This is a genomic window from Massilia psychrophila (assembly GCF_002760665.1).
Lineage (GTDB): Bacteria > Pseudomonadota > Gammaproteobacteria > Burkholderiales > Burkholderiaceae_D > JAFCUW01.
Genome location: NZ_PDOB01000026.1, coordinates 41,890 through 60,176, shown reverse-complemented (window position 1 = coordinate 60,176; position 18,287 = coordinate 41,890). Strand labels below are relative to the sequence as shown.

The following is an 18,287-nucleotide window of genomic DNA, read 5'->3' as shown; positions in this document are numbered from 1 at the left end:
GCGCTCGGCGCGCTCGCTGCGGCGGCCGGCCAGGCGGCGGCGCCGCCAGTGGCGGCACCGGTCGCTGTCGAACCGGCGGCCTACGTCGGCTACCACGAGACCGAGCACATCCGACAATACTACCGCAGCGCGCGATACTGGTAGCCACCCGACAGGAGCAAATCACATGTCAGTCGTTAAAAAGCCTGCCGTGGGCGTTGCCGTTAATGAAGCCATGGGCGCCGCGTCCGCCTTGCAGCAGGGCTTGGCGAGGGCGGCGTCCGCCACTGTCAAGCGCCGCTCCTTCCTGCTGCGCGCCGGCCTCACCGCGGGCGCAGCCGGCATGGCGCGCCACCTGCCGTTCAATGTGATGGAGCCGGCCCAGGCGGCCGACCCCAAGGCGGCCGCGCCCGGGGTGACGGAAGTCAAGCACACCATCTGCAGCCACTGCTCGGTCGGCTGTTCGGTCGAGGCGGTGGTCAGCAACGGCGTGTGGATCCGCCAGGAGCCGGCCTTCGATTCGCCGCTCAACATGGGCGCCCATTGCGCCAAGGGCGCATCGGTGCGCGAACACGGGCACGGCGAACACCGGCTGCGCTATCCGATGAAGCTGGTGGCCGGCAAATACCAGCGCATTTCGTGGGAACAGGCGATCAACGAGATCGGCGACAAGCTGCTGCTGCTGCGCAAGGAATCGGGGCCTGATTCGATGATCATGATCGGCGGCAGCAAGCACAGCAACGAGCAATCCTACCTGATGCGCAAGTTCGCCTCGATGTGGGGCACCAACAATTGCGACCACCAGGCCCGCATCTGCCACTCGACGACAGTGGCGGGCGTGGCCCAGACCTTCGGCTACGGGGCGATGACGAATTCGTTCAACGACCTGCACTTCAGCAAGGCGGTGTTGTTCATCGGCTCCAATCCGGCCGAGGCCCACCCGATCTCGATGCTGCACTTTTTGCACGCCAAGGAACTCGGCGCCAAGATGATCGTCATCGATCCGCGCTTTACCCGCACCGCGCGCTTCGCCCACCATTATGTGCGCGTCCGCCCCGGCACCGATATCGCGCTGGTGTGGGGCATCCTGTGGCACGTCTTCGAAAACGGCTGGGAGGACAAGGCTTTCATCGAGCGGCGTACCTACGGCATGGACGACGTGCGCAAGGAAGTGGCGAAATGGACACCCGACAAGGTGTCGGATGTTACCGGCGTGCCGGAGGCATCCGTGCGCCAGACCGCCGAAATGCTGGCGACCAACAAACCGTCGTCGGTGGTGTGGTGCATGGGCATCACCCAGCACCACGTCGGCACCGCCAACGTGCGCGCGCTGGCGATCCTGCAGCTGGCCCTGGGCAATATCGGCATGGCCGGCGGCGGCGCCAACATCTACCGCGGCCACGACAACGTGCAAGGGGCCACCGACGTCGGCCCGAATCCCGATTCACTGCCCGGCTACTATGGCCTGGCCGAGGGCGCGTGGAAGTATTTCGCCACCGCCTGGGGCGTCGATTACGAATGGCTGAAAGGGCGCTTCAGCTCGAAGGAGCTGATGGAAAAGCCGGGCATGGTGGTGTCGCGCTGGTTCGACGGCGTTCTCGAAAAAAACCAGTACATCGACCAGCCGGTCAACCTGCGCGCCGTGCTGTATTGGGGCCACGCGCCCAACAGCCAGACCCGGCTGCCCGACATGAAGGCGGCGATGAAGCTGCTCGACCTGCTGGTGGTGATCGATCCCTATCCGACCATGACGGCGGCGATGCACGGGCGCCAGGACGGCGTCTACCTGCTGCCGGCCACCACCCAGTTCGAGAGTTCGGGCTCGGTGACGGCGTCGAACCGCAGCATCCAGTGGCGCGAGCGGGTGATCAAGCCGCTGTTCGAGTGCAAGACGGACCAGGAAATCATGTACCTGTTCGCGAAAAAGTTCGGCTTCGCCAGCGAACTGTGCAAAAACATCGCGGTGGTCCACAACGAGCCGGTGATCGAAGACATCCTGCGTGAGATTAACCGCACCTGCTGGAGCATCGGCTACAGCGGCTGCTCGCCAGAGCGGCTCAAGCTGCACATGAACAACAAGCACACCTTCAACCCGACCACCTTGCTGGCCGAGTCGGGGCCGTGCAAGGGCGACTATTACGGCTTGCCGTGGCCTTGCTGGGGCACGCCTGAAATGAAGCACCCGGGCACGCCGATCCTGTACGACCTGTCGAAAAGCGTGGCCCGCGGCGGCTTGCCGTTCCGCGCCAACTGGGGTGTCGAGCACAACGGCGTGTCGCTGCTGGCCGCCGACGACTCGTTTCCCAAAGAGAGCGAGCTCGACGCTGGATACCCGGAATTTGACCACGTGTTCCTGAAAAAACTCGGCTGGTGGTCGGAACTGAGCGTGGCCGAGCAGGCCCAGGCCGAAGGCAAGAACTGGAAGACCGACCTGTCCGGCGGCATCATCCGCGTCGTCGTCGGCCATGGCTGCGCGCCGTATGGCAACGCCCGCGCGCGCTGCAACGTGTGGAATTTTCCCGACCCGGTGCCGGTGCACCGCGAACCGTTGATGTCATCGCGGCGCGACCTGGTGGCGCGTTACCCGACCTACGACGACAAGGCCAATTTCTGGCGCTTGCCGACCTTGTACAAGTCGGTGCAGGCGATCGACTTCGCCAAGGATTATCCCTTGATCATGACGTCCGGCCGGCTGGTCGAGTACGAGGGCGGCGGCGACGAAACGCGCTCGAATCCGTGGCTGGCCGAGCTGCAGCAGAACATGTTTTGCGAAATCAACCCGCAGGACGCGCAACAGGTGGGTGCCGTGACAGGCCATTACATCCATGTCGAAACGCCGACCGGCGCGCGCCTGAAGGTGATGGCGATGGTGACGGCGCGGGTGCCGGTCGGGCTGGTATGGATGCCCTACCATTTCGGCGGCTGGTGGATGGGCGACGACCAGCTCGACAACTATCCGGAAGGCGCGGCGCCGCTGGTGCGCGGCGAAGCGGTCAACACCGGCTGGACCTACGGTTACGACGCCGTGACGATGATGCAGGAAACCAAGGTGTCGCTGTGCCGCCTGGTGCGCGCATGAGCCGGCCACGATCTTTACCAGCAACGAGGGGAATGCCATGCCAGCCCGGATGAAATTCATTTGCGACACCGAACGCTGCATCGATTGCAACGGCTGCGTGACAGCCTGCAAGAACGAGAACGAGACGCCGTGGGGCGTCAGCCGCCGCCGCGTCGTCACCATCGACGACGGCGTGCCCGGCGAACATTCGATCTCGGTGGCCTGCATGCATTGCACCGATGCGCCGTGCCTGGCGGTGTGCCCGACCAACTGCATCTATCACACCGAAGACGGCATCGTGCTGCACGACAAGGACCAGTGCATCGGCTGCGGCTACTGCTCGATGGCCTGCCCGTTCGGTGCACCGCAGTTTCCCTCCAGCGGACTGTTCAACCACCGCGGCAAGATGGACAAGTGCACCTTCTGCGCCGGCGGGCCGGAGCCGGACCAGTCCGAGACCGAATTCAAGAAATACGGCCGCAACCGCATTTCCGAAGGCAAACTGCCGGCCTGCGCCGAAATGTGCGGCACCAAGGCGCTGCTCGGGGGCGATGCCGACGTCATCGCCGACATCTACAAACAGCGGGTCGAAACCCGCGGCTACGGCCCCGAGCTGTGGGGCTGGGACATTGCGTACGACCGTAGCAAACGCGGCGGAGAAATCAAGACACGCGGAGATGGCCCGCGCGACAACCAGCTGCCGAGCGACTATCAGAACGGCGGCGCGAAGCATCCGACATGAACATGCTCAAAACGACTTTAGGCGCCGTGCTGGCCATGCTGCTGTCGGGTTGCCTCGAAGTCGAGCAGCATCCGCCCTGGCTTCACGGCCAGTACGCGGGCAAACCGGACAACCGCACGTCCCAGGTCAGCTTCCACAACGACAAGATGGCGTGGAGCGCGGCCATCAGCAACCGCAGCCTGCGCCAGAACGAGTACAACCGGAGTTCTCCCTGAAAGGACTGTGCGATGCGCTCATCATCACGCCCATTGTCAAGCTTGTTACGCTCACTGTTCGGCTCGCCGATAACCGCGTGGCACGCACTTGCCCTGCTGTGCGCGTTGGCCCTGGCCGGGCCGGTGCTGGCCGAAGTGCCGCACAAAAACGCCAAGCCGGCCTACGCCGAAGAGCAAACCATCCTGCAGGCCGAGAAGAACAGCCCCGGGCAGGGATTCGGTTCGGCCTCGTCCGGCAAAGTACACGTCGACCGCCATTACCTCGGTCAGTACGGCAGCACCGAAGGCACGGTCATCCTCCAGCGCGGCGGCAACACCTGGCGCCTGCTGCGCAATGGCCCGATTGCCACCGTCAGCGGCTTCCTGCTGCTGGCGACGCCGCTGCTGATCCTCGGCGTTTATCTCGGTACCCGGCCGGCGCCGCTCCAACACAACGCGGGGCGGCGCATCGAGCGCTTCACCCGCTGGAAGCGCTGGGTGCACTGGGCAACCGCGTACAGCTTCCTGGCGCTGGCCGTCACCGGCGTCGTCATCCTGTTCGGCAAGAAGGTGATGTTGCCGTGGATGGGGCACGACGTGTTTTACTTTGTCGCCATGCTGTCGAAACTGATTCACAATTTTGTCGGGCCGCTGTTCATCGTCTGCTCGGTCATCATGTTCGTCGCCTTCGTGCGGGACAATGTGTTCCGGCGCTGGGACTGGCAATGGATCAAGGGCGCGGGCGGCCTCTTGTCGCGCGAGAAAATCCCCGCCGGCTATTTCAACGCCGGCGAAAAAATCTGGTTCTGGGGCGGCGTGGTGCTGCTCGGCTTGCTGATGTCGGTTACCGGCCTGCTACTCGACTTCGTCAATTTCGGCCAGACCCGCTACACGCTGCAGATTGCCAATTACCTGCACCTGGTCGGCGCTACGCTGTACATGGTCGCCGCCATGGGGCATATCTACCTCGGCACGCTCGGCTCGCCGGACGCCTACCGGGGGATGCGCGAAGGCACGGTCGACGCCAACTGGGCCAAGGCCCATCATGAAATCTGGTATGACGAGGTGGCGAACATCACGCCGCCGTCACCGACGCAGCCTGCGCGGCCAGGCAACGCCGGCGGGAGGCGCCCATGATTTCCCCGTTATTTTTTCATAAATCGTTGCGGATACTGGTTGTGAGCGCGGCCTTTGTTGTCGCCAGCGCCTGCACGCGCGACGAGCCGGCCGACGCCGGCATCCGCAAGACCGGCTTTCCCGGCATGGTGACGGCAGGCGGCGGCACCAGCGGCGAAGTCATCGCGCGCAGCGGGAAGCCGGTTACGGACGGCAGTTATGCGGGCGGCACGCCGGGCATTGCCGGTGGCGCTGGCGGCACGACCGGCGGCACCGCCACCGGCGGCACGGTGCAGGAATCCGGCCAGGGTCCATCTGGCAACACGGCGCCGCCGGCGGCGAGGCAGACCCCGAGCGGCCAATAAGAGGAGGGCGGCATGACCAATATAGTGATGAGGGCAGCAACAATGGCGACATTCGCGACCCTGGCGGCGTGGGCCGGCGCGGCGTCGGCCGTGCTGCCGCCGCCGACACCGGCGCAAGCGCAGGCGCAAGCGGCCAAGAAAGCGGCTGCCGATGCGCAATCGAAAAAAGACAAGCTGCTGCTGCTGGCCAGGATGGATGCCTTGAGCAATGCCTGGCGCGACAAGGCCGGTGCGAATGGGTGGAAACTGAACCCGCCGACGGCGCTCGCGGCGCCGGGAGTGGGCACTGACGCGGGGGGTGCTGCGGCAGCCGGCATGGCCGCGATCAGCGCGCCGGCGACGCAATCCGGGCCGTCCGGCCAGCCGGCGGGAGTGTTGACCACGACCGGGGCAAACGCGCCGATAAGGAGCGAAAAATCCGGCACGGCTGCGCCCAGCGCCGATGTCAAGCCGGCGCCGTCGCCTGCCGCCACCACGGTGAAGACGCGGTGACGCGGCTCGCCAGCATGCCTATCGCCGTCATCATGCAGCGGCGCGTCATCGTTCACCGCTGGGCCGACGAGGTGTGGGCCGCGGTGGCAGTGATGGCCGACCGCGGGGACTTGCTGCCGGTGCAGCCGCTGAACCAGAGCGCGGCAGGCGAGTCCTACTTGGTGTCCGGACTCGAGCTGCAACTGTACCCGGACGAAAACGAAGGGTATTTCGAAAACTGGATCGCAGCCGAACCGAAGGTGTTCATCATGTGGCGGATGCAGGGCGGCCGCGCGATGCCGCTGCAAGCTTCGGTCAGCTACGCCGAGGGTACCCGCATGTTCGATTCGGGCGATCCGGCCGATGGCGTGGCAATGCCTGCCGAAATCCACAGCTGGCTGGCGCGCTACCTGCGCGCGCATTACCAGCCGCGCGAACCGGGCGGCGAACGCCGCTACGGCAAGCGCGCGCGCAGCTAAGTTATAAGGGGACGTCATGCCTGACGAATCATTCCTGCAGCGCTGGTCGCGCCTGAAAACCGTGCCCGAAGCGCCGCTGCCGCCATTAGTGCCGGCTGTGCCGGTTGTGCCGGCAGCCGGCGCGCTGCGCGCCGTACCAGAAACCGAAACCGAAACTGTGCCTGCAACGCCGCTGCCGACCCTCGCCGACGCCGCCGTGCTCAATGCCGACTCCGATTACTCCGCCTTCGTCGCGCGCGGCGTCGATGCCGACGTGCGTCGGCTGGCCATGAAAAAACTGTTTGCCGATCCCCACTTCAACGTCATCGACGGCCTCGACATCTACATGGGCGACTACAACCTCCCTTCGCCGGTCAGCCCGGAGATGCTGGCCTCGCTGTCCCACGCGCGCAGCGTGTTCGCGCGCATCGACGAGCTGCTCGAACACGCGCCTTCGAACACCACGGCAGGGCCGGCCGCAGACGCTACCGGCATGCCGGAGTTGCCACCGCCAAGCGAGGAATCCGCATGAATTTACCCGACCCGTCCAGCCACGAACGCGCAAAGATTGCAGCGCTGGAGGCGGCCACCGCGCTGCCCGCTCCCGACCCGGTGCCGGTGGTCACCTACCACTGCGCCGGCAAGACGGTGATGATCGGCAGCGCAGCCGACGTCACGCCATGGGCGCAAGGCTTGTCCGCCCAGCTCGAATTGACGGTGCTGCTGACCGATCCGCCGCTCGATCCGCCGCAGCACGGCGGCCCCAAGCCTGCGCGGCCGTATGCGGTCGCGTACGGCCACAAGGTCCGCATCGACGGCTGGCTCGGCGCCTTCGAGCTGACATGGGAGGAGGGCGAAGCCAGCCTGGCCCGGGCGGGCAAGTTCGACCTGGTGCTCGACCTGTCGCCGGCGCCAATCCTGGCCCGCCATCAGAACCCGCCTGGCTATTTTGCACCAAGCCCGGGCTTGGCCGAACGCGCGCAGGCGGTGGCGCAACTGGCCGACATGATCGGCGAATTCGAAAAGCCAAAATACTTCAGCTACAAGGAACGGCTGTGCGCCCACAGCCGCAACCGCCAGCTCGGCTGCAATGCCTGCATCGAGATCTGCTCGGCCCAGGCAATCGCCGGTAGCGGCGATCGCATCAAGGTCAACCCGAACCTGTGCGCCGGCTGCGGCGCCTGCACGACCGTGTGCCCGACCGGCGCGTTGTCGTATGCCTACCCGAGCGCGGCCTATACCGGCGAGCGCCTGCGCACGCTGGTTTTTACCTACCGCGAGACCGGCGGCACGATGGACGGCAGAGCGCCCGTGCTGCTGTTCCACAGCGGCGAACACGGCAAGGAGCTGATCGGCGCGCTCGAAACCGGCGCCCCGGGCGTACCGGCCCACGTCATCCCGGTCGAACTGCAGCATACCGCGTCGGTCGGCCTGGACGTCTGGCTGGCCGCGCTGGCGTATGGCGCTGGTGCCGTGCTGGTCTTGATGACGGACGAGGAAGCGCCGCAATACCGCACCGCCATCGCCGCGCAGATGCGCATCGCCAACACCATCCTCGACGCTCTCGGCTATGGGCGCGAGCTGTGCCGCCTGCTGCCGGCGGGCGATGCGCAGCAGTTGCGGGCAATGCAGGCACTGCCGGGCGCCGGCATGACGAAAAGCGCGTTGGTGGCCGAGGCGGCCCGCTTCCACGTGATGGCCGACAAGCGCAACACGCTCGAGCTCGCCTTAACTCACCTGGCCCGTCATGCGCCGCTCAAGCCCGATCACGTGCCGCTGCCGGCCGGCGCGCCGTTCGGCGCAGTCGAGGTCGACAGCGCCAAATGCAGCCTGTGCATGGCCTGTGTCGGCGCCTGCCCGGCGATGGCACTGATGGACAGCCCGAGCTTGCCGCAGCTGCGCCTTGTCGAAAAGAACTGCGTCCAGTGCGGCCTGTGCGCCACCACCTGTCCGGAAGATGCCATCGTGCTGGTGCCGCGCATGTCGTTCGCCGATACGCGCAACGCGCCGGTGGTGCTGAACGAATCGGCGCCGTTCTGCTGCATCCGTTGCGGCAAGCCGTTCGGCACGCTCAAGATGGTTGAAAACATGCTGGGCCGGCTGGGTGGACATCCCGCGTTTGCCGGCAACCTGGAGCGCATCCGCATGTGCGGCGACTGCCGCGTCATCGACATCATGAAAAGCGGCGACAGCGTCAGGGTGACTTAGGGGTCAGACCCCGGTTTTGTTTTGTTAGGGTCTGACCCCGGTTGTTTAACGGGGACGTCGAGTGCCCGGAAATGCAGGCGCAAGCGCAACCGCGGTTTGATCCCTAAGCAACGCTGTAAAATGGACTTCTTTACTTTCGCACATTGACCGCCATGACCGTCGTCCGCACCCGTTTCGCTCCCAGCCCGACCGGCTACCTCCACCTCGGCGGCGCCCGCACCGCGCTCTATTCGTGGGCGTATGCCCGCCACTTCGGCGGCACCTTCATCTTGCGCATCGAAGACACCGACCTCGAGCGCTCGACGCCGGAGGCGGTGCAGGCCATCATCGATGGCATGCAATGGCTGGGATTGACGCACGACGAAGGTCCGTTCTACCAGATGCAGCGGATGGACCGCTACCGCGAGGTAATCGGCCAGATGCTCACTGCCGGCACCGCCTACCATTGCTACAGTTCGCAGGAAGAAGTCGAGGCAATGCGCGAGCGCATGCGCGCCGCGGGCGAGAAACCGCGCTACGACGGCACCTGGCGCCCTGAGCCGGGCAAGGAGTTGCCGCCGGTACCAGGCGAGCGTAAGCCAGTGGTGCGTTTCAAAAATCCCTTAGACGGCGAGGTGAGCTGGGACGACGTCGTGAAGGGCACCATCACCATCGCCAACAAGGAGATGGACGACCTGATCATCGCGCGCGCCGACGGCACGCCGACCTATAATTTTTGCGTCGCCGTCGATGACTGGGACATGCAGATCACCCATGTGCTGCGCGGCGACGACCACGTCAACAACACGCCGCGCCAGATCAACATCTTGCGCGCGATCGGCGCGCCGCTGCCGCAGTACGGCCACCTGCCGATGATCCTCGGCGCCGATGGCGAGAAACTGTCGAAACGCCACGGCGCGGTCAGCGTCATGGACTACCCGGACCAGGGTTACCTGCCGGAAGCGATGCTCAACTACCTGGCGCGCCTGGGCTGGAGCCACGGCGACGACGAAGTGTTTTCGATGCAGCAGTTCTGCGAATGGTTCAACCTCGACCACTTGACGCGTTCGGCGGCGCAGTTCAATCCGGAAAAACTCAACTGGCTCAACAACCATTACATCAAGCAGGCCGACAACGAGCGCCTGGCGTCGCTGGCGCGCCCGCACATGCTGGCCGAAGGCGCCGAGTTCAACGGCAGCCCGCCGCTGGCAAACGTGCTGGCGCTGATGAAAGAGCGCGCCAACACTGTCATCGAGCTGGCCGATGCGTGCCTGCTGTTCTACCGCGATCCACAGCCCGACCCGGCATTGCTGGCGCAGCACCTGAACGATGTCGTCAAGCCGGCACTGGCGCAGTTCGCCGAGCGCTGCGAAACGGTCGAGTGGCATCGTCCCGCGCTGGCGGCGATGATCAAGGAAGTACTGGCAGCAAACGGCATCAAGATGCCGCAGATCGCCATGCCGCTGCGCCTGATCGTCACCGGCCAGTTGCAGACGCCGGCCATCGATGCGGTGCTTGAGCTGTTCGATCGTGACGTCATCCTGGCCCGCATCAGGAAATATCTTTAAATACTCGCGTCTGGCATTTGCGCAATGCAAGAGAGTAGTCTATAATTTTGCTTCTTCACCGGACGGGGGTATAGCTCAGCTGGGAGAGCGCTTGCATGGCATGCAAGAGGTCATCGGTTCGATCCCGTTTACCTCCACCACGTTGAAGAGAAGTTGGCAGTAAATGAGGGGTAATTAGTAGAAAATAAGTTCATGGTCCCCATCGTCTAGAGGCCTAGGACATCACCCTTTCACGGTGAGTACAGGGGTTCGAATCCCCTTGGGGACGCCAGGATTCGAGTAGTGCGGAAAAAAAAGTTTAGGTTTGTTAAACAACCCTGATCAGCCAGGGATTTTTTTTGCACTGCAAGTTTGGGGGGTATAGCTCAGCTGGGAGAGCGCTTGCATGGCATGCAAGAGGTCATCGGTTCGATCCCGTTTACCTCCACCAAGTTTTGTAGTAGTTGTAGTACGGGTCCCCATCGTCTAGAGGCCTAGGACATCACCCTTTCACGGTGAGTACAGGGGTTCGAATCCCCTTGGGGACGCCAGGATTTACAGTAGTAACAGGTCAGGGTGGTATTATGCCGCCCAGGACAGATTTCTGTCCCCATCGTCTAGAGGCCTAGGACATCACCCTTTCACGGTGAGTACAGGGGTTCGAATCCCCTTGGGGACGCCAGTTGAAAAGCCGGAGCAAACCAACGCGCATGCGCGTACAGGTGCTTCGGTTTTTTTTATGGCCGAACGTTTTATGCCCAGGTGTGGCATGGCAGCCCGTGGTCGAAGCAGTAAGCCGGTAATCAGTCGGTAAGCTACGTGAATCACACTCCGGCCGGGCGAGGGCGGCGCGAAATCGGTTAAAATATTGGGTCCACGGCCGTTCGGCTTGCGGCCCGCACTGCAACCATCGCAACCACTGCAACCACCGCTGCACGCCAGCCACCGACCATGTCCCTCGATCGAAGCCCTGCCACCACCCTGGCCATTTTCTGCAAAGTGGTCGACAATTTCGGCGACATCGGCATCTGCTGGCGGCTTGCGCGGCAATTGCGGGGCGAACACGGTATCGCAGTCACCTTGTGGGTCGATAACCTGCACAGCTTCCAGCGGATCTGCCCCATCGTTGCACTCGACGTCGATGCGCAGCAGGTCGACGGCGTTACGGTGCGCCATTGGCGCGACCAGGACGGGGAGTTTTCGACGTTCGAAGTAGCCGACATTGTCATCGAATTTTTTGCCTGCGATATCCCGCCCGGCTACATCGCCTCGATGGCGCAGTGCGAACCGCGCCCGGTGTGGCTGAACCTGGAAGGTTTGACTGCCGAGAAGTGGGTGGAAGGTTGCCACACCCTGCCGTCGCCGCACCCGCGCTTGCCGTTGACCAAGCACTTTTTCTTCCCGGGTTTTAGCGCCAGCACCGGCGGCCTGTTGCGCGAGTCGGTGCTCGACGAACAGCGCCGGCAATTTCAATCCGACCCGGCGCAGATGGTCGCTTTCCTGGCGCAACTGGGCGTCGCGCCGCGTGAGGCCGCGGCATTGAAAGTATCGCTGTTTTGTTATCCGGACGCGCCGGTTGCAGCCTTGTTCGGGGCCTGGCAAGGCGGCGCCGCGGCGCTGACCTGCCTGGTGCCCGAGGGGGTGGCGGACGGGGCAGTTGAGCAGTTTCTTGGCATGCCGGCAGTTGCCGGCGCCGCGCGCACCCGTGGCGCATTGACGGTGCGCGTGCTGCCCTTCGTTGCCCAGCCCGATTACGACAAACTGCTGTGGGCGTGCGACCTTAATTTTGTCCGCGGCGAGGATTCTTTCGTGCGTGCCCAGTGGGCCGGAAAACCCTTTATCTGGCATATCTATCCGCAGGACGAAAACCTGCACCATGTAAAATTGCGGGCTTTTTTGCAGCGTTACAATGCCGGGGTCGATAGCGTCAATGCGTTTTCCTTGCGTTGGAATGGTGCGGGGGAGTTGGAAGAGCATGCCGACTGGGCCATGTTATGGCCGTCCTTGCACGCCGACTTGGCGCACCTGGTGCGCCGGGCGGTTGGCTGGCAAGCCGACATGGCGGCAAACGGCGATCTCGCCGGCAACTTGCTGAAGTTCGCAGCTTCGCTGAGGTCGGCAGCGGGTCAAAGTCAGGTATAATGCCCGGTTAATTTAGCGTATTTTTATTCGATCAAACGTAAGCTTGCGGCGGTTTTGCCAAGGCGACAGATGATTTTCATGCAACCCACTTTTTACGTACACTCTCTATGAAACCTGCAAAAGAAATTCGTGTTGGCAACATCATTATGGTCGACAGCAAGCCTATGATCGTGTTGCGTTCCGATGTCAATGGTTCAAGCCGCACGGGCTTCACGTACAAATGGAAGATGAAAAATCTTCTGACCGACACCCCGATGGAAAACGTTTTCCGCGGTGACGATAAATTTGACGTCGTGGTTCTCGACAAGAAGCCGGTGACTTACTCGTATTTCGCCGATCCGTTGTTCGTGTTCATGGACACCGAATACAACCAGTACGAAATTGAAGAAGAGAACCTCGGCGATGCCATCCATTACCTCAAGGACGGCATGGAATGCGAAGCGGTTTTTTACAACGACAAGGCCATCTCGGTCGAACTGCCGACGACCATCGCGCGCAAGGTCGTGTACTCCGAGCCTGCGGTCAAGGGCAACACTTCGGGCAACGTCCTGAAGGAAGCCAAGATCGAAAACGCCGTCGAAGCCCACTCGCACACTGTGCAAGTGCCGCTGTTCGTCGCCCAGGACGACGTTATCGAAATCGACACCCGCACCAACGAGTACAAGCGCGTCGTGCGCAACTAAGTCGACTGCATACGCGGTACTTAAGAAAGCTGCCTGTTGGCAGCTTTTTTTTGCCCGGCATTTCTCCACGGGCGAGCCCAGCGCTGCTATGCTCTCATGAAATTTCATTAATTACATCTGGAGATGGCATGGATCGCAGGGACTTCGTTCGACTTGGCTTGGCTACAACCGCGGTGGCTGGCGCTGCTTCCCCCGTGACGGCCGCCGCCGCTGCCACCGCTGCCACCGCTGCCACCGTTTCGGTGGCCGGCAGCATCCTCGACGCCGGCGTGCTGGAACAGCAGGCGCAGATGGAAGCCGGCAAGCTCAGCTCCCATGCATTGGTGTCGCAGTACCTGGCCCGCATCGCCGCCATCGACAAGCGCGGCCCGCGCCTCAATTCGGTCATCGAAATTAATCCCGATGCGTTGACCATCGCCGGCGCGATGGACCGCGAACGCGCCGCCAAAAAAGTGCGCGGCCCGCTGCACGGCATCCCGGTTCTGCTCAAGGATAATATCGCTACCGGCGACAAGATGAGCACCAGTGCCGGTTCGCTGGCGCTGGCTGGCGTGCGCGCCAGCCGCGACGCCCACGTCGCGGCGCAGTTGCGCGCGGCCGGCGCCGTCATCATCGGCAAGACCAACCTCTCCGAATGGGCCAACATGCGCTCGACCCGTTCGACCAGCGGCTGGAGCGGACGCGGCGGGTTGACGAAAAATCCCTATGCGCTCGATCGCAATACCAGCGGCTCGAGTTCCGGCTCGGGCGCGGCGATTGCCGCCAGCCTGGCCACGCTGGCCGTGGGCACCGAGACCGACGGCTCGATCGTGTCGCCGGCATCGACCTGCGGGCTGGTCGGCATCAAGCCGACCCTGGGCTTGGTGAGCCGCAGCGGCATTATCCCGATCGCGCACTCGCAGGACACCGCCGGTCCAATGACGCGCACCGTCACCGACGCCGCCCTGATGCTGGCGGCAATGGCCGGCTTCGACGCCAGCGACCCGGTCACCAAGGACGGCGCCGGCAAAGCCACCGATTACGCCGCTGCGCTCGTCAAGGATGGCTTGAAGGGCAAACGGCTCGGCGTTGCCCGTAATTTTTTCGGCAAAAGCGACGCCGTCGACGCCCTCATCGAGAAGCAACTGGCGGTATTGAGGGCGCAAGGCGCGGTCCTGGTCGACGTCAAGTTGCCCAACGCCGACAAATACGATGACAGCGAAACCGAAGTGCTGCTGTACGAATTCAAGCCGGGGCTGGAAGCCTACCTGGCCGGCTACGCGCCGCATGCGCCGATCAAGAACATGGCCGACCTGGTGGCGTTTAACGTCAGGCACGCCGACAAGGAGATGGGCTTCTTCGCGCAGGAACACCTGGTGAAGTCGCAGGCCACGGCCGGGCTCGGGGAAAAAAAGTACAAGGACGCGCTGGCCAACAACCACCGCTACGCGCGCGAGGAGGGCATCGACCAGGTTATGAAAGAGCACAGGCTCGATGCGCTGGTGGCGCCGACCGGCGGGCCGGCCTGGCTCACCGATTTTATCAACGGCGACCATTACGGCGGCAGCTTCTCGTCGCCGGCCGCCGTCGCCGGCTATCCGCACATCACGGTGCCGGCCGGGTACACCAACGGCCTGCCGGTCGGACTGTCGTTCGTTGGCGCCGCCTTCAGCGAATCTGCGCTGATCGGCATGGCTTATGCCTACGAACAGGCAACGCTGCACCGCCGTGCACCGCGCTTCCCGGCGACCGTCAACCGTACGGCCTGAGGCGAAACAGGGAGCACACGGCTAAAAGCCGGACACAAGCCGTGGCGATCGAATCGTCATCGAGTGCGGGGACGCCTACCGGCTCTTCTTCGCCTTGACAAAAACCGGTCCCCACAGAGGGTGCCCATGTTCGCCCGGTTCCAGGTCGAACGAGGCATCGAGCTTGAGCGCCTTGTCGAACTGCTGGCGGCACAGGGTCTGGCGCGACGTCACGCAATAGCTGAAGGCGGCGTATTTCAGCGCCTCGAGCTGGACCGCTTTTGGCGCGCTGGCGACGTCGGCGGCGCCAAGGCGCCTGATCGCGCCGTTATAGTCGCCATTGTCGTACAGGGCGATGCCTTCCTTCAGACCTGGGGACAATGCCGCCAGCGCCGCCGGGCTCGCCATACGGCCGGCGCTGTCGGCGGGCGGTTTGTTGGCGCAACCGGTCGCCAGGGTGGCGCCCAGCGCGCAGCAAAGGAGGGCAAGAAGGAGACGGCTACTGGTCATGAAAGTCCTGATGCGGTTATTTTTTTGCCGACGTGAAGTCGTGTTCAAGCGTGCCGGACTTGTTTTTAGTCGAGTCGATATTGATCAAACGATCCGCAAAACGCGGGTTGACGATGCGGATCCTGTGTTTGCCGGGGGCGAGCACCAGCCGTTTCATCGGCGGGCTGACGCCGCGTTCGCGGCCGTCGACATACACGGTGCCCCACGGCTTGATCGCCAGTCTGTAGGTTACCGTTTCGAGCGCGGGGGCGGCTGATTTAATATCGGCCGGGGGCCGCGCTGGCGGGGCCGCCAGGGTAACTGGCGGGGTAACCGCCGGGGCAACCGTCGGGGTAACTTCGGCGGCGGGCGCGGCAGCCGCTGCCGCAGCTGCCGGCGCCGGTGTTTCGGCCACGCGGTCTGGCGCCGGCGCCGGCGATTGCGGCAGTGCGAGCATGATTGTTTCGTCGGCGGCGTCGCGCACCAGCGCATACAGGCCGACGCCGGCGATCAGCAGCAGGGCCGCGGCGATGGCGATCAACTGCCAGCGCCTGGCCGCGCGCGGCAAACCAGGGTCAGCGACCCGCGCAGCGACCTCTTCAAGCAGCTGCGGCGCATCGTCGGGCGGCGCGGGCGGCGCGCCGCGCAGGCCGGCGCCAATCATGCGCGCCGGCGGCGGCGGTCCGAGCGAAACGATGCCGAGCAGCTCGCGCAGCTGGTCGATCGACTGCGGCCGGTCCTGCGACAGCACGGCCAGGCTGTTGTCGATGGCGGCCAGGAAAGACGGGCTGTAGCCGGGCGGCGCCTGCAGCTGCAGCGGCGTGACCGGGTCCTTGATCATGCGGGCGATCGAGCTTGGCGGCGCCTGCTTGAGGATGGCGAAATACATCACGGCGGCCAGCGCGTAGATGTCGGTGAACGGACCCTGTTCGAGCGAGGCGTCGCCGGCATACTGTTCGACCGGCGCGTAGCCGGGCTTGAGGATGACGGTAAGGCCACGGGTCATATCGCCGATGATCTGGCGCGCCGAGCCGAAGTCGAGCAGCACCGCGTCGCCGTTTTCCTGCACGATGATGTTGTCGGGCGAGATGTCGCGGTGCAGGATCTTGACCGTATAGAGCATCTCCAGCGCCTGCAGGATCTGGCGCAGGATTTTGCGGCACCAGGCCTCGTCGATCAGTTCCGGGCTGCTTGCGACGATTTCCTTGATGGTGCGGCCTTCGTAATACTGCATCGCGGTATAGGCGGTGTGGTTCTGTTCCCAGAAACGGTACACCTTGACCAGCGACGGATGGTCGAACTGCGCCAGGAAGCGCGCTTCGTTAATGAAGCTTTTCAGCCCGAGCTTGAAGGTTTCCTGGTGCCGTTCGGCGCGCAGCGACACGCTGAAGTCAGGGCCGCGCATCGCCAGCGCACCGGGCATGTATTCCTTGATCGCCACGGTGCGCTGCAGCGAATGGTCGTAGGCGATGTAGACGATGCCAAAGCCGCCTTCGCCGAGCACGCCGATGATCTCGAAGTCGGCCAGGCGGGTGCCGGTCGGCAGGCAGTTTTCGGAGCCGCCGCCGACCGCGCTGTTTTGTGCGTTGTTTGGTACCGTGTTTGGCACACCTTCCGGCAAATCGGCGCCAACGCCATCTTTCCCCGCCGGCACAGGCGTGCTCATGCTGGCGCCTCCTGCCGGAGCACGCGGATCGCGTACGCCGAGTAATTGTCGCGTGCCTTGCCGGCCGCTGTGACGGCGGCATCGGCGTTCGCGCACAGCGCCGCCAGCCAGCCTTCGCTGCCGGTGGTGGCCGCCAAAGCCTGTTCCATGTCGTCTTCCAGCACCCATTCCCACAGGCCGTCGCTGCATGCGAGCAGGGCGTCGCCCGCTTCCAACGCGAATTCTTCGCTCGCCGTCACCGCAAAATCGCCTTCGGCGCCGACCGCGGCCAACAGGATGTTGCGCTGCGGGTGCTGGCGCAGTTTGCCGGCGCTGGCATAGCCGGCGTCGACCAGTTGCTGCGCCAGGCTATGGTCGATGGTGACCGCATCCACGCGGCCGGAGCGAAACAGGTAGATGCGGCTGTCGCCCAGATGCACCCATACCGCGCGCGCCGAACGCTCGTCGATCAGCAGCGCGGCGACGGTGGTGCTCATGTCGGCCAGTTGCGGGTCGGCGCGCCTGGCCTTGGCCACTTCGATTGTTGCCTGGGCGGCGTACGATAGCAGGGCCGGCGCGCCGAACGCCGGCGCGGCGCGGAAGGCGTCCACGATCGCATCGACCGCAACGCGCGACGCCACTTCGCCGCCGCGATGGCCGCCGGTGCCGTCGGCAATCACGAAGCAGGCCAGGTCGCCGTCGCGCGCCGCGCCGATGGTGTCCTGGTTTGCCGCGCGCGCGCCGATGTCGCTTGCCTGCGCCCACGACAACCGCAGCGGCCCGCTGGCGTGCGCCGCTGGTCTAGTCATGGCGCTGCTCGCCACGCTGTACGCCATTGAAGCGTTCCACTTCCTGTTCGTAGGCGGCCAGGAAATCGGCGCCGAACAGGGCCTTGGACTGGTCCTGGGCCTGGCCGGCGATGACGCCGTACTGGCGCACGAACAGGTCCCAGCAGGCTTCCGCGCGGCGCGACGGCAGCAGTTTGTCGATCACGCCGGCCGGCGCCAGTTGAGACTCGAAACTGGACGGTTCCAGGCGCGCCATCAGCGCCTGCATGCTGGCGCGGTTGCCGGCAAACAGGCCCATCTGGTGGGCGCGCAGGTCGTGCCAGGCGTCGTCCACCGACTCGAGCGGCTCCATGAAGCCAGGCATTTTCTTGCGCAGCATCTGGGTCATGACGGTCTGGCTGTCGGGGAAGAACTTCAGCGGATTGTTGTTGCGATACATCACCATCGTGACGTCGGCTTTGGCTTCCTGCTTGACCAGCGAGCGCAGCGCCAGCATGTCGATCGCGCCTTGCAGCGAGTGGGCCATCAGCTTGCCGAGCAATTCCATCAGCTCGGGCGTCAGGTCGGCCGAAATTGCTTCGGCGGGCACGCCGGCGCCGCGCAGGAAAGCCTGCTTCAGCGCCAAGACGTCGGCTGCTGCCTGATCGGGGGCGGCGGGAGCGGGCGTTGTCATAGGGTCCAGTCGGCCAAGGTCGT

17 protein-coding genes and 5 tRNA genes are annotated in these 18,287 nt (G+C 64.3%); 18 read left to right on the top strand and 4 right to left on the bottom strand.

From position 1 onward, the window contains the following. Positions 1-166 precede the first annotated feature (166 nt). The 18 genes from CR103_RS15590 to CR103_RS15505 all read left to right on the top strand — a co-directional run bounded on the left by CR103_RS15590 (position 167) and on the right by CR103_RS15505 (position 14,690). Positions 167-3,058 (top strand): molybdopterin-dependent oxidoreductase, encoded by a 2,892-nt coding sequence (locus tag CR103_RS15590; protein WP_218968491.1) that lies wholly within the window; start codon positions 167-169, stop codon positions 3,056-3,058. 37 nt (positions 3,059-3,095) lie between these two features. Beyond that, positions 3,096-3,779 (top strand): formate dehydrogenase FDH3 subunit beta, encoded by a 684-nt coding sequence (gene fdh3B / locus CR103_RS15585; protein ID WP_099916874.1) that lies wholly within the window; start codon positions 3,096-3,098, stop codon positions 3,777-3,779. Next, the gene (locus CR103_RS15580; protein ID WP_099916873.1) at positions 3,776-3,994 is read left to right on the top strand and encodes a hypothetical protein; all 219 of its coding nucleotides are present in this window, start codon (positions 3,776-3,778) and stop codon (positions 3,992-3,994) included. The genes fdh3B and CR103_RS15580 overlap by 4 nt, the downstream gene beginning before the upstream one ends. Positions 3,995-4,006: 12 nt before the next feature. Then, complete coding sequence (locus CR103_RS15575; RefSeq protein WP_099916872.1) at positions 4,007-5,110, top strand: formate dehydrogenase subunit gamma; 1,104 nt, start codon at positions 4,007-4,009, stop codon at positions 5,108-5,110. After that, entirely contained in the window at positions 5,107-5,454 is a 348-nt protein-coding gene (locus CR103_RS15570) for a hypothetical protein (protein WP_180279412.1), read from the top strand. Before CR103_RS15575 ends, CR103_RS15570 begins: the two co-directional genes overlap by 4 nt. Positions 5,455-5,466: 12 nt before the next feature. Then, positions 5,467-5,946: a hypothetical protein gene (locus CR103_RS15565; RefSeq protein WP_143752640.1), complete on the top strand. Its 480-nt coding sequence runs from the start codon at positions 5,467-5,469 to the stop codon at positions 5,944-5,946. A gap of 14 nt (positions 5,947-5,960) precedes the next feature. Continuing rightward, positions 5,961-6,404 (top strand): DUF3305 domain-containing protein, encoded by a 444-nt coding sequence (locus tag CR103_RS15560; protein ID WP_099916878.1) that lies wholly within the window; start codon positions 5,961-5,963, stop codon positions 6,402-6,404. Between the two features lie 16 nt (positions 6,405-6,420). Beyond that, complete coding sequence (locus CR103_RS15555; protein ID WP_099916869.1) at positions 6,421-6,915, top strand: DUF3306 domain-containing protein; 495 nt, start codon at positions 6,421-6,423, stop codon at positions 6,913-6,915. Next, positions 6,912-8,591 (top strand): 4Fe-4S binding protein, encoded by a 1,680-nt coding sequence (locus tag CR103_RS15550; protein ID WP_099916868.1) that lies wholly within the window; start codon positions 6,912-6,914, stop codon positions 8,589-8,591. The genes CR103_RS15555 and CR103_RS15550 overlap by 4 nt, the downstream gene beginning before the upstream one ends. A 152-nt stretch (positions 8,592-8,743) precedes the next feature. Continuing rightward, positions 8,744-10,138 (top strand): glutamate--tRNA ligase, encoded by a 1,395-nt coding sequence (gene gltX, locus CR103_RS15545; RefSeq protein WP_099916867.1) that lies wholly within the window; start codon positions 8,744-8,746, stop codon positions 10,136-10,138. Between the two features lie 64 nt (positions 10,139-10,202). Continuing rightward, positions 10,203-10,278: transfer RNA gene (locus tag CR103_RS15540), tRNA-Ala, on the top strand. A 55-nt stretch (positions 10,279-10,333) separates the two neighbouring features. Beyond that, positions 10,334-10,409, top strand: a tRNA-Glu gene (locus CR103_RS15535). 83 nt (positions 10,410-10,492) lie between these two features. Further along, positions 10,493-10,568, top strand: a tRNA-Ala gene (locus CR103_RS15530). 24 nt (positions 10,569-10,592) lie between these two features. After that, a tRNA-Glu gene (locus tag CR103_RS15525) sits at positions 10,593-10,668 on the top strand. 55 nt (positions 10,669-10,723) lie between these two features. Next, positions 10,724-10,799 (top strand) — tRNA-Glu (locus CR103_RS15520). A gap of 269 nt (positions 10,800-11,068) precedes the next feature. Further along, positions 11,069-12,259 (top strand): elongation factor P maturation arginine rhamnosyltransferase EarP, encoded by a 1,191-nt coding sequence (gene earP / locus CR103_RS15515; protein WP_099916866.1) that lies wholly within the window; start codon positions 11,069-11,071, stop codon positions 12,257-12,259. A gap of 107 nt (positions 12,260-12,366) precedes the next feature. Continuing rightward, positions 12,367-12,942 carry an elongation factor P gene (locus CR103_RS15510; RefSeq protein ID WP_099916865.1) on the top strand — a complete coding sequence of 192 codons (576 nt, stop codon included), beginning with the start codon at positions 12,367-12,369 and terminating at the stop codon, positions 12,940-12,942. A gap of 128 nt (positions 12,943-13,070) precedes the next feature. Next, on the top strand, positions 13,071-14,690 hold the full coding sequence (locus tag CR103_RS15505; RefSeq protein ID WP_099916864.1) for an amidase: 1,620 nt from the start codon (positions 13,071-13,073) through the stop codon (positions 14,688-14,690). A gap of 75 nt (positions 14,691-14,765) precedes the next feature. Here CR103_RS15505 and CR103_RS15500 read toward each other — a convergent pair whose 3' ends face one another. From CR103_RS15500 to tagH, 4 genes are read right to left on the bottom strand one after another with little or no spacing between them, the layout of a single operon-like run. After that, a complete protein-coding gene (locus CR103_RS15500; RefSeq protein WP_099916863.1) occupies positions 14,766-15,179 on the bottom strand; it encodes a TssQ family T6SS-associated lipoprotein in 414 nt (137 codons plus the stop codon). Between the two features lie 16 nt (positions 15,180-15,195). Further along, positions 15,196-16,824 (bottom strand): serine/threonine protein kinase, encoded by a 1,629-nt coding sequence (locus CR103_RS15495; protein WP_099916862.1) that lies wholly within the window; start codon positions 16,822-16,824, stop codon positions 15,196-15,198. Continuing rightward, entirely contained in the window at positions 16,821-17,612 is a 792-nt protein-coding gene (locus tag CR103_RS15490; protein ID WP_180279411.1) for a PP2C family protein-serine/threonine phosphatase, read from the bottom strand. The genes CR103_RS15495 and CR103_RS15490 overlap by 4 nt, the downstream gene beginning before the upstream one ends. Next, positions 17,605-18,264, bottom strand: coding sequence for a type VI secretion system-associated FHA domain protein TagH (tagH, locus tag CR103_RS15485; protein ID WP_099916877.1), 660 nt, complete (start codon positions 18,262-18,264; stop codon positions 17,605-17,607). Before tagH ends, CR103_RS15490 begins: the two co-directional genes overlap by 8 nt. Positions 18,265-18,287: the final 23 nt, after the last annotated feature.